Here is a 15,182-nt window from a genome sequence, read left to right as displayed (position 1 = left end):
GGATCGAATGAGGGGCGGACCGGGTGGGAGACCAGAGACGGCGTGCGGCGGCGCTGGCGGTGGGGGCTCTGCTGCTGAGTGCGGGATGCAGTGGCGGGACGGACGGGAGTACGGACGACGCCGGGGCGGGGAAGCCGTCCGCCGGGGCGGAGGCTGGGGCAGGCGGTGGTGCCGAGAAGGTGCTGGCCGCGCTCGATGTACGGGAGCCGGGGACGATGGACGGCTACTCGCGGGACCGCTTCCCGCACTGGTCCGTCCAGGAGGGCGCCTGCAACACCCGCGAGGCCGTGCTCAAGCGGGACGGGGAAAAGGTCCGTACGGACGGCAGCTGCCGTTCCGTGTCGGGCAGTTGGCGCAGTCCGTTCGACGGGGAGGTGTGGCGGGAGGCCGCCGACGTGGACATCGACCACATGGTCCCGCTGGCCGAGGCATGGCGCAGCGGCGCCCGGGAGTGGGAGGACGACCGCCGGGAGGACTTCGCGAACGACATGGACCGGCCGCAGCTCTTCGCCGTCACCGACAACGTGAACCAGTCCAAGGGGGACCGCCCGCCGGACGAGTGGCAGCCGCCGCTGAAGAGCTACTGGTGCACGTACGCTGAGAACTGGGTGACGGTGAAGGACCACTACGAGCTGTCCGTCACGGCGCCCGAGAAGAAGACGCTGGGCAGCATGCTGGAGCGCTGCCGGAGCAACGGCTGAGAGTCTGTGCTCTGCGGGGCGACTGCTGTGTTGGCCGAATCGTTGGGCGAATACCTGTCGATTCGGTGGTCACGACCACTCTCTGCTGCCTAACATCGATCATCGTCAGGTCATGCGACGTCGCACGACCCTCGCCGCCGCCCGGGAGGCCCCATGCACCGCCGCAGGTCCGCGCTCACCGTCTCTGCCGCCGCCGCGCTCGTCGTCGTGGCCCCGCTCCTCACCGCGTGCGGCAATGACGCCCGCCCCGGCGCGGCGGCCGTCGTGGGTGACGACCGGATCACGCTGGGGCAGCTCCAGTCCAAGGTCGGCGAGGTGCGGGACGCGCAGAGCGCGCAGCCGCAGGGCGATGAGTTGATCAAGCGCAGTGGCCAGCTCACCCGCGTCACGCTGAACAGCATGATCCGCCACCGCATCGTGAAGCAGGTCGCGGACGACTCGGGCGTCACCGTGACCCGCCGCGACATCCAGCAGGTGCGGTCGCAGTTCGAGCAGCGTGCCGGGGGCCCGAAGGAGTTCCGGACGATGCTGCTGCAGCAGCAGGCCGTCGCCCCCTCGGAGATCGACGACTGGGTGTGGCTGGAGGTGGCGGTGCAGAAGATCGCGGCCGAGTCGGGCATCAACCTCCAGGCTCCGGAGGCGAACGCGCAGCTGACGGGCAAGCTCTCCGAGGCGGCGAAGCAGATGGGCATCGACGTCAACCCGCGCTACGGCAAGTGGAGCGCGAAGGAGACCACGCTCGTCAACGCGGAGACCCCGTGGCTGAAGGACGTCACCGGAGAGCGGAAGGACAGGGCGCAGCAGGAGCAGCAGCCTGCCTGACCGGTCCGGCGGAGCGCTGGTCACCGGCCGCGAGTGGGTTAGTTTCGTAAGGTGCCGCATCCTTCCGAGACCCCCAGGTCCTCCCGTGATCCCGAACTCTCCGAGCCCGCCGCGCGCCCGGCCGAGCCCGCCGCGCGGCCTCGTATCGTGCTGCTCACCACCAGCCACCGGGTCGCTCCCGGGCTGCTGTCCTGGCCCGCCTGGCAGACGCTGCGGGAGGCTGGCCGCGTGGTCTGCGCGGACGAGGGGCACCCGCTGCTCCCGTACGTACGGGAGGCGGGTGTGGAGGTGGAGGTACCGGAGCCCGGCACGGAGCCCGGCACGGAGCCCGGCGGGGAGTTCAGTCCGGCATCCGGTCCTGCCCCCGGTTTCAGTGCGCGCGAACTCGTGGACGCCTGCATGGCGGACGGCGGCACCGTCGTGGTCATCGCCGCTGCCGAGGGCGAGCCTCGGTTGACCGACGGGCTGGCCCGGCTCGCGGGTTCGGGCCGGGAGGAGATGCCGGAGCTGGAACTGCTCCCCGGCTCCTACGACCTGCCCGGCGCCCGGCTGCTCGACCTGGTGCAGGTGATGGACCGCATCCGTGCCGACTGCCCCTGGAGCGGCGTGCGGACGAGTGAGGATCTGGTGAAGTACGGCATCGAGGAGGCGTACGAGCTCGTCGAGGCCATCGAGGCGGGCGACCGCGAGGCGCTGCGCGAGGAGCTGGGGGACGTGCTGCTCCAGGTCGTCTTCCACGCCCGCATCGCCCAGGACGATCCGGAGGAGCCGTTCTCGATCGATGACGTCGCGGGGACGATCGTCGAGAAGCTGATCCACCGGCATCCGCATGTCTTCGGCGACGAGTCCGCTGAGAGCCCCGAGGAGGTCAAGGCGCACTGGCTCCGTACGAAGGCGGTGGAGAAGGGGCGTACCTCGGTGACCGAGGGCGTGCCGCTGGGGCAGCCCGCGCTGGCGCTGGCGGCGAAGCTGGCGGGCCGGGCGCGTAGCGGGGGACTGGACGTGACGGTCCCGGCGGGAGCCGGTACGGGATATGAGCTGCTTGCCCTCGCCGTACGGGCCGAGGAGGACGGCATCGACCCGGAGACGGCACTGCGGGCCGCGGCTCGCACCTACCGCGACACGATCCGCGCGGCGGAGAAGCAGGCGGGCTGAGGCGGAGCAAGCGGGGCTGAGGGCTCCGGGCCTTACCTCTTGACGGGGGTCAGACAAGCGATAAGGTCTAGACCAAGACCTCGATCGCCAGTTCGCCCTCAGTACTGGCCACGTGCGTCTCCGAGCCCCCCACTGACCCCACTCGACGAGGCCGTGAAGCGGTACGGGTGCAGGCGGCACCCGTACCGGTATCCGCACCCCCTCAGCGGCGGCCTCGACAACGAAGGAGTTGGCATGAACACGAAAAGAAGGCTCGCTGTCATGATCGGCGCGGGGATCGCACCCCTCCTCGCCGTGACCCTGCCGACCGGCACGGCCAGCGCGCACGGCTACGTGAACTCGCCGCCGAGCCGCCAGGCTCAGTGCGCCGCGGGCACCGTCGACTGCGGCCAGATCAAGTACGAGCCCCACAGCGTCGAGGGGCCGAAGGGCCTGAAGAGTTGCAGCGGCGGCAACTCCCGCTTCGCCGAACTCGACGACGACAGCAAGGGCTGGAAGGCCACCCCGGTCGACAGCTCGACCACCTTCACCTGGAAACTGACGGCACGTCACGCGACCAGCACCTGGCAGTACTTCGTCGGTGGACAGAAGGTGGCGGAGTTCAACGACGGCGGTGCGCAGCCCCCGGCGACCGTCAACCACCAGGTCGACTTCGGCAACCTCACCGGCAAGCAGAAGGTGCTCGCCGTCTGGAACGTCGCCGACACGGACAACGCCTTCTACTCCTGCATCGACGTGAACATCGGCGGTGACCCGGGCGGGCCCGGCGAGCCCGGTGACCCGGACGACTGCACCGCGACAGCCTGGGACGCTGGCAGCGTCTACAACGGCGGCGACACCGTCACCTGGGGAGATCACACCTGGCGCGCCAGGTGGTGGGTGCAGGGCCAGGAGCCCGGCAGCAGCGGTGAGTGGGGTGTCTGGGAAGACCTCGGCGCCTGCGCCCCGGCCTGACCCCGGGCACGGCTGACCGCACCTCGCACACGGCACACGGCACCTCGCACTCCGCGCCCCGCCCGGGTGAAGACTCCCCCGCGGCGGGGCGCGGAGGTGCGCCCGCGGCTTCCGGGACCGGGCAAGCCGAGCGTGCGCGGTGTGCGCGGTGTGCCGGGTGTGACGGGTGTGCCGAGAAACAGCGACTGTTACGGAAGTGCCAGGGAATCGGATCCCGGCTGATACGCGACTCCGCTGCGATATGAGCCAAGGTGGTCACCGGTAGACCAACACCCGGGCGAGGGGGGACCTCGTGCGGCATCAGAGAGGCACAGCGGTGAAGCGCACACGCATGGCAGTGGTGTCGGTAATCGGCGCCGTCACGTTCGCACTCACAGGTTGCGGCGGTGACGACGACTCCTCCGACTCGTCCTCCGACTCCTCCTCGGAGTCGAAGCCCGAGGCACCCGCGGAGGACTCGGCCGCGCCCGAATCCAGCCCCGAGGAGGCCCCGGAGGAGAGCTCGCCAGCGGCGAAGCCGGCCAAGGTCGAGGTGACGCCGCCCGGCACGAAGCTGAAGATCGGCGAGCCCGCGGTCGTCCCGTACGACAAGGCCGGGTCGAAGGGTGCGATCAGCATCACCGTCACCGGTGTGGACAAGCTGGACAAGGCCGCCTTCGACAAGGCGATGGGCGACAAGGCAAACCCGGACATCACGCCTTACTGCGTCCGTTACACCATCGAGAACGCCGACGGCAGCGACCTCGGCGGGACCTACCCGCCCAACCTCTCCGGAGTCAGCGAGAGCGGCGGCAGCACGGGCGCGGTGGTCTTCGGCGCCAGCCTCCCCGACTGTGAAGAGGGACAGGCACCCGACGAGTTCGCCAAGAAGGGCGCGAGCTACAAGAGCTCCCGTCTGCAGGGCGCAGGCCCTGGCCTGACGGTCGCCGGAGCCGAGTACGACGATGAGGACTACTCGGACAAGCCCATCGTCTGGACTCCGTAGGACACTTGGGCAGCACAGGAGCCGGGCGACAGGCCGTGAGGGCTGGTCGCCGGGCTCCTGCACCCCGCTCCGGCGCGTCTGCGTGAAGGGTTCGCACGGCGTTCACGCGCCGTGTGCCGGCGCTTTGCGTGCGGCGGGCGACCATCGGGCACAGTTCGGCACTCTGTTGCCGGGAGTGCGGGGTACCGATGGGCATATGGCGGGGACGGTCACGCGATCCGCTGGCCGCGTGCGTGGAGACCTGTTCCGGCTATCTGGCCGGGCTCGGTGACACGTCCGGCGACACTTCCGGCGCCGCCCGGCGCGGTGCGGCAGTCTCCGACGCGGCACGGCTGCGGCTCGCCGCAGCCCTCGGCACGCTGCTCTCCACCCGTACGTTCGACGCGCTGCTGCCCGCCGGGGACGCCGCGCTGCGGGCGGGCGGCCCGCGCGAGGCGGACCTCGCGCTGCGCCTCGCCGGCACGGCGCTGGAGATGCGCGACAAGTCCAAGGGCGGCTGGCGGCTGCGGGCCCGCGCGCTGGAGGCGCTGGAGCGGCCGGTCGAGGCGGCCGAGGCGTACGAGCGCTATCTCGGACTCTCGCAGGGCCCCGCCGCCGAGGAAGTCGCCCTGCATATGCGGACCTTGCGGGAGAAGCGTGCCTGCCTGACCGAGGCCGCCGGGCTGTTCCCGCCGGACGGGCCGCAGCCGCGCGGCGGTCCGCAGCAGCAGGGCGGTCCGCAAGAGCAGAGCGGCTGCCCGCACGCGCGCGCCTTCGCAGCGGCAGTGCATGGCGAGCAGCAGCCCGCCACCGAGATCAAGGCCGCCTTCACCGCCCATCTCGGCGCCCGCATGCGCGAACGCGGCGCCGGCGACCCGGAGGTACGGCGGCTCGCGAGGCTGTACGCCACCTACTGCCGCCTCGTCGTCCAGCCCCGCATGGCGGATCCGCTGCTGGGCGGCACCGAGCCGTGCGGCCTCGGTGGGCTGCGCGCCCTGGTGGCCGGACGCAGAGTGTGCGTGGTCGCCAACATCGCACCGTCCGAGGGAGATTCGGCACTGGCGGCGGCAGTCGACGCCTACGACCTGGTGGTCCGCTGCGACAGGTACCGTACGAGCCGCGCGCCCGGCGAGCCCGGCACCGGCATGCGTACGGACGTGCACGCCGTGGGCGCACTCGCCGACGGGACCACCCCCCGCTGGCACGAACCCGTGTCTCTCCGGCTGGTGTTCGCCGAGTCGGCGGACGACTGGCGGGGCGCGCTGCGCCGACTGGTCCCCGGTGCGCAGCACTACGCCGGCGACGCGGCGCTGCGCCACCCGATCGCCGATCCCGCACTCATCGGCGAGAGCGGCTGGGGCGCCCGCCCGACCACCGGATTCACGATGGCGCGGCTGCTGGACTTCCTGGACGTCAGTCCCGCCATCGATCTGATCGGCTACGGGCCACCCGGTCGGCTCCGGGAGAAGGAGAGCGAATGGGTCACGGCTCACGCAACGAGCGCCGACGGAGTACGGACCTCACTGAGATGACTGACCCCACCGACATGACCGGGCCGCGCGCAGGGACCGCACCGCGCGCAGCCGCCGCACGCACGGGCGGGCGCGCCGCCGCCGACAAGCGCCGCATCGCTCTCGCCTGCCACACCGACCGGGAGCGGCTGCCCGGTCTGCTGGCGCTGCTGCGCAGCCTGGCGCTGACCAACCCCTGGCTGTGCGAGGACTTCCTGCTCCTGCACGACGGGCTGAGCGAGGCGGACCTGGACGCCGCCCGGCGGCTGCACCCGCGCCTCGTGCCCCGTCGCGCTGCTTCGCGGAGCGCGTACCTGCGGACCTTCCAGGGCAGCGCGGACGGCGACGGCAGCGACGGTGAAGGCCGTCCCGGCTACGACACGGTGCTCGCCTTCACCACCGGCATGGTCGTGCTCGGGGACATCGGCGAACTGGTGCGGCTGCGCTACGGCGCCGCCGCCGTTCCCCAGCCGGTGGACGGCGGGGAGCGGGCCGTACGGGAGGACGGCCTGCTCGTCCTCCAGCGCGACGCCGACACCACCGAGGCGCCGCACCGGCCGCTCGACGCCCGCTTCGACTTCCTGGTGCGGCGCCTCTACGACGACACGCCCGTGCCCGGCGCGGCCGTCGTCCTGAACTTCGGCGAAGCGGACGGCCACCACCCCTGGACGGCTTCCCGCGCCGGATACGGCCCGGCCCAGGAGGCGTGGCGCCGCTTCGACCTGACCGACGAGGCATTCCACCGCGCCTACTGCGCCCTGCGCGTACGCCGCCACCCCGACTACTTCCTCCACTGCGTCGAGCCCCTGCTGCGTACCTCCGGACCCTCCATCAACCTGGCCCGCGACATCGCGGGTGTGTATCTGGAGAAGGGCCGTTACGACGAGGCGGTCGAGGTGCTGTCCCTGGTCGCGGACCGGGCGCAGGCCGACCAGCCGCGCTTCCACGAGACCTTCGGGACCGCGTTGCTGGCCGTCTCGCGCCATGAGGAGGCGGAGACCCGTCTGCTGCTGGCCACCGCCGAACCGACCGTGGCCGCACGGGCGTTCCGCCAGCTGGGCAGGCTGGCCTGGCTGCGCGGCGACGACGCGGGCGCGCGTGCGTACGCCCGTGAGGGGCTCGACTCGGAGCCGACCCACGGGGGTTGCCGTTCCCTGCACCTTCCGCCGCCCGTTGCGGAGTCCGGGCAGCAGGCGCCCGGGCAGCAGGCGCCCGCCGCCGAGCAGTTCGCACATGTGGCGCTCTTCTCAACCGGCCAGGACAACGCCGGCGACAAGGTGCTCCCCGAAGCCGTACGCATGTGCCTGGACTCCGACACCGGCCCGCGCCGCTGGCACCCGGTGCATGTGCACCGGCTCTTCGACGAGCGGGCGCTGGAGCAGGTGAACGCCCGGCGCGGCGTGATCATCGGCGGCGGCGGACTGTTCCTGCCGGACACCTGGCCGAACGGCAACAGCGCCTGGCAGTGGAACGTGCCGGACGAACTGCTGGCCCGCATCACCGTGCCGCTGGCGGTGTTCGCGGTCGGCTACAACGCGTTCGACGGGCAGGAGTACGGACGCCCGCGGTTCATCCAGAGCCTGCGGACGCTGGTGGAGCAGTCGGCCTTCTTCGGCCTGCGCAACCACGGCTCGGTGCGGCGCGTACGGGAACTGCTGCCGTCCGGGCTGCGGGACCGGGTGCGCTGGCAGCCGTGCCCCACCACCGTCGCCCGGCAGCTCGACCCCGGCTGGCGGGACCCGGAGCGGCGGGCCGACACCGTACTGCTCAACTGCGCGTACGACCGGGCGGGCCTGCGCTTCGGGCACGACTACGGTCACTTCCTCGGCCAGCTCGCGGAAGCGGTACGGAAGCTGAGCGGCCACGCGGAGGTTCGGTACGCGGCACACATGCCCGCCGACGAGCGCCTGGTGCACGACATGCGCCGCGAGCACGGCATCACGCTGCCCGTCGACCCGCTCTACGACTTCTCCAACGACGAGATCCGGGACCACTACGCCCGTACCCGGCTGGTGATCGGGATGCGCGGCCACGCGACCATGATCCCTTTCGGCTGCGGCACGCCGGTGCTCAGCCTGATCTCGCACCCCAAGCTTGCCTACTTCCTCGACGACATCGGCCGCCCGGAATGGGGCGTCTCGGTGCACGACCGGGAGCTGGGTGCGCTCCTGACCGAACGGGCCGTGGCACTCCTGGAGAGCCACCCGAACGCCGTCTTTGACGTCCACGCCCGCCAGCGGGAACTGTGGCGGGTCACCGAGGACAACCTCGCCGAACTCACGAAGCATTTCGCCTGACAACCGGCGAGGCCGGGCCGTGACCGACCAGTCACTCGTATCGTTGTCGTACGCGGCTGCGCCTACAGAGTGCGGCGGGGAGGGGAGCGGCACCGTGACCGTCGAGATGACCGACAGGATCGATATGGCTGACGCTGACACATCCGGGCTGGAGGAGGAGCTGTGGCTCCTTGATCGGATGCGAGTCCCCGAGGGCTTCAAGGCCGAGATCGTCGAGGGGGCCGTGGTCGTGTCGCCACAGCGGAAGACGCACTGGAAGATTATCGAGCTGGTCCTGCTCCAGCTGAAGGAGCGCTATGGCCGTCGTGCGAGCACGCTGTCGGACGTACTGCTGGCGCTGCCGGGCGAGGGCAACGGATTCGCCCCGGATCTGCTGAAGCTGTCGGCCACGGCCGAGGCCGAGGGTGTGGAGGACCGCTGGACCTACCGGGACGTCGAGTTCGTGCTGGAGGTGATCTCCCGCGAGACCGGGGACAACGACTACGGCCGGAAGCGGAAGGCGTACGCCCTCGCCGGGATTCCGGTCTATCTGATCGCCGATCCCTACACCGGGAAGTGCCATGCCTTCGGCCGCCCCGACGGCGAGGCGTACGACAGCGAGCTGACCGTGAAGTTCGGTGAGGATCTCGACCTGTCGCCGCTCGGGATGGAGCTGCGGTTGGAGACGGACGACTTCCCGCGCGACTGACCGCACCTGTTGACCGGGGACGGCCGCCTGGTCAGAATGCCCCGCATGGTGATCAGGGGGCGCGGCAGGCGAGGTCTGCCCGTACGGACGTACGGGCGCGGCCGGGGCGCGCTGGCGGCGTACGGTGCACTCGCCGCTGTCGACCTGCTGGGCACCGCACGGGCCCCGCGCGGGCCGCTCCGGGCCGCGAAACCGTTCCTGATGCCCGCGCTGGCCGTTTACGCGTCGCGTTACTCGACCTCCGCTTCCGGCCGCTGGACCCCGGCTCCGACCCTCCCCGACACGGCACAGGGGCGTGCCCGGGACGGAGACCGGCCGTTGGTTCCGGCGCCGCTGGCCGCCGGGCTGGCGTTCGCCACCGTGGGGGACACCGCGCTGCTCTTCGACGACCGGGAGCCCGCGTTCCTGCTGGGGATGGCCGCGTTCCTCGGCACCCAGCTCAGTTATACGGCGGGCCTGGCCCAACTCCACGGCTCCGGCATCCCCGGCAGCTCTGGCAGCTCCGGCAGCTCTGAGGAGGCGAGGGGATCGCGCCGCCGTGCCCGCCGTGCGGGCGTCGGCTGCCTCGCCGCCTGGGCCGCGGTCAACGCCGCCCTCGCCCCCGCCCTGGAGCGGCGGCTCCGCCTCCCGGTGGCGGGCTACAGCCTGGCCCTGGCCGCGATGGGCGCCACCGCGCTGGCCGTGGGCGGGACGGTGGCCGTGGGCGCCGGGGCGTTCCTCGCCTCCGACCTGCTCATCGGCGCGCAGGCGGCCGGGCACGAGTTTCCCTCACAGGAGGTCCTGATCATGGCGGGCTACCTGCTTGGCCAGTACCTCCTGGTCACCGGCTGGCTGGAGCGTACGGCGGGGGCCGGGGACGGGAACGGCACCGCCTGACCTGACGCGCGCGTCGCGGGCGGCCGCGCGCCGCTCACCTGCCCGTATACGGTCGGGGGCGTGCACGACGAAACCCCCACGCCCCCGCCCATGCCCCCCTTCTTCGACTGGGAATTCGCTGCCGACCCGTACCCGGCGTACGCCTGGCTGCGCGAGCACGCCCCCGTACGCCGGACGGAACTGCCCAGCGGGGTCGAGGCGTGGCTGGTCACCCGTTACGGGGATGCCCGGCAGGCGCTGGCCGACCAGCGGCTGAGCAAGAACCCCGGGCACCACAGTGAGCAGGCCGCGCACGGCAAGGGGAAGGTGGGCATCCCGGGGGAGCGCAGCGCGAACCTGATGACGCATCTGCTCAACATCGACCCGCCGGACCACACCCGGCTGCGGCGGCTGGTGTCGAAGGCGTTCACGCCCCGGCGGGTGGCGGCCTTCGAGCCCCGGGTGCGGGAGCTGACCGAGGGGCTGATCGACGGCATCCTCGCCGGCCGGCCCGGTGGCGCGGCGGACCTCATCCACGAACTCGCCTTCCCGCTGCCCCTCTACGCGATCTGCGATCTGCTCGGAGTGCCGCCCGGCGACCAGGACGACTTCCGCGACTGGGCGGGCATGATGATCCGGCACGACCGCGGCCCTCGCGGCGGTGTCGGGCGTGCGGTGAAGAAGATGCGGGCGTACCTGGCCGAGCTGATTCACCGTAAGCGCCAGGACCCCGGCGACGACCTCATCTCGGGACTGATCCGCGCCTCTGACCACGGCGAGCACCTCACCGAGAACGAGGCCGCCGCCATGGCGTTCATCCTCCTCTTCGCGGGCTTCGAGACCACGGTGAATCTGATCGGCAACGGCACCTACGCGCTGCTGCGCCACCCGGAGCAGCGGGAACGCTGGCAGGACGCGGTGGCATGCGGCGACGAGGCGCGGCAGAACACGGCGATCGAGGAGATGCTGCGCTACGACGGGCCGGTGGAGATGGCGACCTGGCGATTCGCGACGGAGCCACTGGAGTTGGGCGGTCAGAGGATCGGGACGGGGGAACCGGTGCTGGTGGTGCTGGCGGCGGCCAACCGCGACCCGGCCAAGTTCGACGCGCCGGACCTCCTCGACCTGGGCCGGAGCGACAACCAGCATCTGGGGTTCGGACACGGGGTCCACTACTGTCTGGGCGCCCCGTTGGCCCGACTTGAGGGCAGGATTGCGATCGGCTCGGTCTTCCAGCGGCTGCCCGGTCTTCAACTCGCTGCCGAGCCGGAAGAATTGCGCTGGCGCGGTGGCCTGATCATGCGTGGTTTGCGTACTTTGCCCGTGACCTTTGCGTGATGCTCGCGACATTCGCTTGTGACTGCCGTGGCCCGACGTTACGTTCGATGCTCGACCGGTGCGTCTTCGACCGGTCGGACTTCAGTTGTCTTAAGAGAGGCTCCACATGCGCTCCGGGAACGGCCGTCACCGACGGCCCCGTCAAGCTCCCGCCTTCTTCGTCGCAGCGGGGGTGACGGGCGCAGGCATCGCCATGCCGCTGCTCGGAGCGGGCGCGGCACAAGCGGACGACGGCAGCACCTGGGACCGTGTCGCCCAGTGCGAGAGCGGCGGTCTGTGGAGCTCCAACTCCGGGAACGGCCAGTACGGCGGCCTCCAGTTGACCCAGGACGTCTGGGAGCAGTACGGCGGCCGGGACTTCGCGGAGCGGCCCGACCTGGCCAGCCGCAGTCAGCAGATAGCCGTCGCGGAGAAGATCCTCGCCGACAAGGGGCCGAGCGCCTGGCCGAGTTGCTCGGTGACCTCGGGGCTGGGCGAGGTGGTGGAGGAGCTGCCCGACGTCGACCCCGACGCCACCGGGGAGCCCGCTCCCGAGCCGACGTCCTCCGGCGAACCGGCTCCCGAGCCCAGCGACACGGACACTTCGCCGGATACCGACGGGCCTTCCGCGGAGCAGCCGTCGGAGCGCCCCTCCGAGCGGCCGTCCAGGGACGAGTCCGCGGGCCCGTCGGACAAGCCGTCCGAGAGCCCGTCGGAGACCGGCGGATCCGACTCCTCCGATGCGTCAGACGGGTCCGGCGAGTCCGACGGCTCCCAGCGGACGGACGGATCGGACAGGTCCCCGGACGGCGCCGACACGCCCGACACGCCCGAGGCGGAGGCCGGTACCGAGGGCGAGGGCACCGGCAAGCACCGCGGTGCGCCGGACGACCGGCAGCGGGACGGTTCGGACCGCGCCTCGCGCGGATCGCACGGCAAGGACGGAAAGAGCGGCAGGGACGGCAAGCCCGAGCCCGCGGGCGAGTACCGGGTGGAGAGCGGTGACTCGCTCTCCGCGATCGCCGCCGACCTCGGCCTGGACGGCGGCTGGACCTCCCTGTACGAGGGCAACCGCGACACGGTGGGCTCCGACCCGGACCTGATCCTCCCGGGGCAGAGCCTCACGCTGTGACATGACTCTCGATGCCCGCGCCGGAACGCGGGGAAGGCGCCACGGCGGGCGTTGACGACGGGTGAGCGGGCTGATCTCGCGGTCGCCCGTGCTCCCCGCCGGCATCTCAGGGGCAGGTCCTTCCGGGTAAACGCTCCGTTACGGATCGGTTCCGTAACGGAGCGTTTTCTTTACCGGCGGAACAAACGGATCGTCCGCCAGGCGGATAGGCTGCGGGTGCAGCAGTCCTATACACCGAAGGAGAACTTCGTGCCGTCCATCGACGTCGTCGTAGCCCGCGAGATCCTCGACTCGCGAGGCAACCCCACGGTCGAGGTCGAGGTCGGCCTCGACGACGGCAGCACCGGCCGTGCTGCCGTTCCGTCCGGCGCCTCGACCGGCGCTTTCGAGGCCCTCGAACTCCGCGATGGTGACGCCAACCGCTATGGCGGCAAGGGTGTCGAGAAGGCCGTACTCGCCGTCATCGAGCAGATCGGCCCGGAGCTCGTCGGTTACGACGCGACCGAGCAGCGCCTGATCGACCAGGCGATGTTCGACCTGGACGCCACGGCGGACAAGTCCTCGCTCGGTGCGAACGCCATCCTCGGCGTCTCCCTCGCCGTCGCGCACGCCGCCTCCGAGGCGTCAGACCTGCCGCTCTTCCGCTACCTCGGCGGGCCGAACGCGCACCAGCTGCCCGTCCCGATGATGAACATCCTGAACGGCGGCTCGCACGCCGACTCCAACGTGGACATCCAGGAGTTCATGATCGCGCCGATCGGCGCCGAGTCCTTCTCCGAGGCCGTCCGCTGGGGCGCCGAGGTCTACCACTCGCTCAAGGGCGTGCTCAAGGAGCGCGGCCTGGCCACCGGCCTGGGCGACGAGGGCGGCTTCGCCCCCGACCTGGGCTCCAACCGCGAGGCGCTCGACCTCATCCTGGAGGCCGTCAAGAAGGCGGGCTACACCCCCGGCCAGGACATCGCCCTGGCCCTGGACGTCGCGGCCTCCGAGTTCTACAAGGACGGCACCTACAGCTTCGAGGGCCAGAAGCGCTCGGCGGCCGAGATGACGGCGTACTACGAGGAGCTGGTCGCCGCCTACCCGCTGGTCTCCATCGAGGACCCGCTCTTCGAGGACGACTGGGAGGGCTGGGCCGGGCTCACCGCGAAGCTGGGCGACAAGGTGCAGCTCGTCGGCGACGACCTGTTCGTCACCAACCCCGAGCGGCTGGCCCGCGGCATCGAGGAGAAGTCCGCAAACGCCCTGCTGGTGAAGGTCAATCAGATCGGCTCGCTGACCGAGACGCTGGACGCCGTGGAGCTGGCCCAGCGCAGCGGCTTCAAGTGCATGATGTCCCACCGCTCCGGCGAGACCGAGGACGTCACCATCGCCGACCTTGCCGTCGCCACCAACTGCGGTCAGATCAAGGCCGGCGCCCCGGCCCGCTCGGAGCGCGTCGCGAAGTACAACCAGCTGCTGCGCATCGAGGAGATCCTGGACGACGCGGCGGTGTACGCGGGCCGTTCCGCGTTCCCCCGCTTCAAGGGCTGACACTCTGCACGGCCCGGGTCTGTCGTTGACGGCAGACCCCACGTCCCCGCCACCGTTCCCGTACGGTGGCGGGGACGTATGTACGTGACGCGCCGGAGCGCGCCTGAGCGCGCGGCACGCGCTCGCGAGGCGGAGGACACTCGCGAGGCGGAGGACAGGGGAGGAATGTGCCCGCGGACCGGTTCTCGACCGCGACCAGACTCAGAGCTCTCGGCTCCCAGACCGCCGAACGCGTCTACCGCGCGCAGAGCCGCCGCCGCGTACGCGCACCGCGCCGCAGCCGCCTCACCGGCAGAGCCGCACTGCTCGCGCTCGTCGTCTGCTCGATGGTGGTGGCGCTCGCCTATCCGATGCGCCAGTACATCTCGCAGCGCGCGGACATCGAGGACGAGCGCCGCCAGGTCCAGGAGACCGGCGAGCAGGTTCGCGATCTGCGCGAGCTGAAGGCACGCTGGCAGGACCAGGCGTTCGTCGAGCAGCAGGCCCGGCGCCACCTGCACTTCGTACGCCCCGGCGAGACGAGCTACATCCTGCCGGACGGCACCGCCGAGTCGGGGCTGCCGCAGGACCACGGCGGCACCGACCGGCCCTGGTACGAGAAGCTCTGGAGCGGCGTGGACGAGGCCGACTGACCGACTTCCCGGACCGCCCGCCGCTCCCGCCCGCCTGCACGCCCGTCCGCCCCGCCCCGCCCCACCACCTGGAAGCTCCCATGGAAAACCCGCCGCCGCCGACCGCGCCCGCGCCGCCCACCGAGGCCGACATCGCCGCCTTCCAGCAGCAGCTCGGCCGCCCGCCGCGCGGGCTGCGCGCCATCGCGCACCGCTGCCCCTGCGGACAGCCGGACGTCGTCGAGACCGCGCCCCGTCTGGAGGACGGCACGCCGTTCCCCACCACGTACTACCTGACCTGTCCGCGCGCCGCGTCCGCGATCGGCACGCTGGAGGCCGACGGCGTGATGAAGGAGATGACGGCCCGGCTCCAGGAGGACGAGGAGCTGGCCGCCGCCTACCGGGCCGCGCACGAGGACTATCTCGCGCGCCGGGACGCAATCGAGGTGCTGGTGGGCTTCCCCAGCGCGGGCGGCATGCCGGACCGGGTGAAGTGTCTGCATGTGCTGGTGGCGCACGCGCTGGTGGCCGGGCCGGGCGTCAATCCGCTCGGCGACGAGGCGCTGGCCCTGCTGCCCCCGTGGTGGCGCAAGGGGCCCTGCGTGACGCTGTCCGGCGACGACTGACAGCCGCCGCCCTCACCAC

14 protein-coding genes are annotated in these 15,182 nt (G+C 71.6%); all 14 read left to right on the top strand.

The window, feature by feature from the left end; translation table 11 throughout:
* The first annotated feature begins 23 nt into the window (after positions 1-23).
* The 14 genes from LHJ74_RS24230 (at position 24) to LHJ74_RS24165 (ending at position 15,163) form a co-directional block, all read left to right on the top strand.
* A complete protein-coding gene (locus LHJ74_RS24230) occupies positions 24-701 on the top strand; it encodes an HNH endonuclease family protein (RefSeq protein ID WP_260220322.1) in 678 nt (225 codons plus the stop codon).
* A 153-nt stretch (positions 702-854) separates the two neighbouring features.
* A complete protein-coding gene (locus LHJ74_RS24225; RefSeq protein ID WP_260220321.1) occupies positions 855-1,523 on the top strand; it encodes a SurA N-terminal domain-containing protein in 669 nt (222 codons plus the stop codon).
* 144 nt (positions 1,524-1,667) lie between these two features.
* Positions 1,668-2,678 (top strand): nucleoside triphosphate pyrophosphohydrolase, encoded by a 1,011-nt coding sequence (locus LHJ74_RS24220; RefSeq protein ID WP_260220550.1) that lies wholly within the window; start codon positions 1,668-1,670, stop codon positions 2,676-2,678.
* A 234-nt stretch (positions 2,679-2,912) separates the two neighbouring features.
* On the top strand, positions 2,913-3,632 hold the full coding sequence (locus tag LHJ74_RS24215; RefSeq protein WP_260220320.1) for a lytic polysaccharide monooxygenase: 720 nt from the start codon (positions 2,913-2,915) through the stop codon (positions 3,630-3,632).
* Positions 3,633-3,948: 316 nt separating this feature from the next.
* Positions 3,949-4,617, top strand: coding sequence for a hypothetical protein (locus tag LHJ74_RS24210; RefSeq protein ID WP_260220319.1), 669 nt, complete (start codon positions 3,949-3,951; stop codon positions 4,615-4,617).
* Positions 4,618-4,805: 188 nt separating this feature from the next.
* On the top strand, positions 4,806-6,128 hold the full coding sequence (locus LHJ74_RS24205; protein ID WP_260220318.1) for a hypothetical protein: 1,323 nt from the start codon (positions 4,806-4,808) through the stop codon (positions 6,126-6,128).
* The gene (locus tag LHJ74_RS24200; RefSeq protein WP_260220317.1) at positions 6,125-8,404 is read left to right on the top strand and encodes a polysaccharide pyruvyl transferase family protein; all 2,280 of its coding nucleotides are present in this window, start codon (positions 6,125-6,127) and stop codon (positions 8,402-8,404) included. The genes LHJ74_RS24205 and LHJ74_RS24200 overlap by 4 nt, the downstream gene beginning before the upstream one ends.
* Positions 8,405-8,528: 124 nt before the next feature.
* Positions 8,529-9,092 carry a Uma2 family endonuclease gene (locus tag LHJ74_RS24195; RefSeq protein WP_260220316.1) on the top strand — a complete coding sequence of 188 codons (564 nt, stop codon included), beginning with the start codon at positions 8,529-8,531 and terminating at the stop codon, positions 9,090-9,092.
* Positions 9,093-9,137: 45 nt separating this feature from the next.
* Positions 9,138-9,968 carry a lysoplasmalogenase family protein gene (locus tag LHJ74_RS24190; protein ID WP_260220315.1) on the top strand — a complete coding sequence of 277 codons (831 nt, stop codon included), beginning with the start codon at positions 9,138-9,140 and terminating at the stop codon, positions 9,966-9,968.
* A gap of 90 nt (positions 9,969-10,058) precedes the next feature.
* Positions 10,059-11,285, top strand: a complete 1,227-nt coding sequence (locus LHJ74_RS24185) for a cytochrome P450 family protein (RefSeq protein WP_260220549.1) — start codon at positions 10,059-10,061, stop codon at positions 11,283-11,285.
* Positions 11,286-11,391: 106 nt separating this feature from the next.
* Positions 11,392-12,396 carry a transglycosylase family protein gene (locus tag LHJ74_RS24180; RefSeq protein ID WP_260220314.1) on the top strand — a complete coding sequence of 335 codons (1,005 nt, stop codon included), beginning with the start codon at positions 11,392-11,394 and terminating at the stop codon, positions 12,394-12,396.
* 249 nt (positions 12,397-12,645) lie between these two features.
* Complete coding sequence (eno, locus tag LHJ74_RS24175; RefSeq protein WP_260220313.1) at positions 12,646-13,926, top strand: phosphopyruvate hydratase; 1,281 nt, start codon at positions 12,646-12,648, stop codon at positions 13,924-13,926.
* Between the two features lie 167 nt (positions 13,927-14,093).
* Positions 14,094-14,558: an FtsB family cell division protein gene (locus LHJ74_RS24170; RefSeq protein ID WP_260220312.1), complete on the top strand. Its 465-nt coding sequence runs from the start codon at positions 14,094-14,096 to the stop codon at positions 14,556-14,558.
* An 80-nt stretch (positions 14,559-14,638) separates the two neighbouring features.
* Positions 14,639-15,163: a DUF501 domain-containing protein gene (locus LHJ74_RS24165; protein WP_260220309.1), complete on the top strand. Its 525-nt coding sequence runs from the start codon at positions 14,639-14,641 to the stop codon at positions 15,161-15,163.
* The last annotated feature ends 19 nt before the right edge of the window (positions 15,164-15,182 follow it).

The organism is Streptomyces gossypii, assembly GCF_025165795.1.
GTDB lineage: Bacteria > Actinomycetota > Actinomycetes > Streptomycetales > Streptomycetaceae > Streptomyces > Streptomyces gossypii.
This window is presented reverse-complemented; position numbering and strand designations above follow the sequence as displayed.

What these genes read in the sequence shown, in the direction of transcription:
- LHJ74_RS24185 (WP_260220549.1), top strand. Translation starts at nt 10,059, where the DNA reads ATGCCCCCCTTCTTCGACTGGGAATTCGCTGCCGACCCGTACCCGGCG.
- LHJ74_RS24225 (WP_260220321.1), top strand. Translation starts at nt 855, where the DNA reads ATGCACCGCCGCAGGTCCGCGCTCACCGTCTCTGCCGCCGCCGCGCTC.
- LHJ74_RS24180 (WP_260220314.1), top strand. Translation starts at nt 11,392, where the DNA reads ATGCGCTCCGGGAACGGCCGTCACCGACGGCCCCGTCAAGCTCCCGCC.
- LHJ74_RS24190 (WP_260220315.1), top strand. Translation starts at nt 9,138, where the DNA reads ATGGTGATCAGGGGGCGCGGCAGGCGAGGTCTGCCCGTACGGACGTAC.
- LHJ74_RS24215 (WP_260220320.1), top strand. Translation starts at nt 2,913, where the DNA reads ATGAACACGAAAAGAAGGCTCGCTGTCATGATCGGCGCGGGGATCGCA.
- LHJ74_RS24165 (WP_260220309.1), top strand. Translation starts at nt 14,639, where the DNA reads ATGGAAAACCCGCCGCCGCCGACCGCGCCCGCGCCGCCCACCGAGGCC.
- LHJ74_RS24200 (WP_260220317.1), top strand. Translation starts at nt 6,125, where the DNA reads ATGACTGACCCCACCGACATGACCGGGCCGCGCGCAGGGACCGCACCG.
- LHJ74_RS24195 (WP_260220316.1), top strand. Translation starts at nt 8,529, where the DNA reads ATGGCTGACGCTGACACATCCGGGCTGGAGGAGGAGCTGTGGCTCCTT.
- LHJ74_RS24205 (WP_260220318.1), top strand. Translation starts at nt 4,806, where the DNA reads ATGGGCATATGGCGGGGACGGTCACGCGATCCGCTGGCCGCGTGCGTG.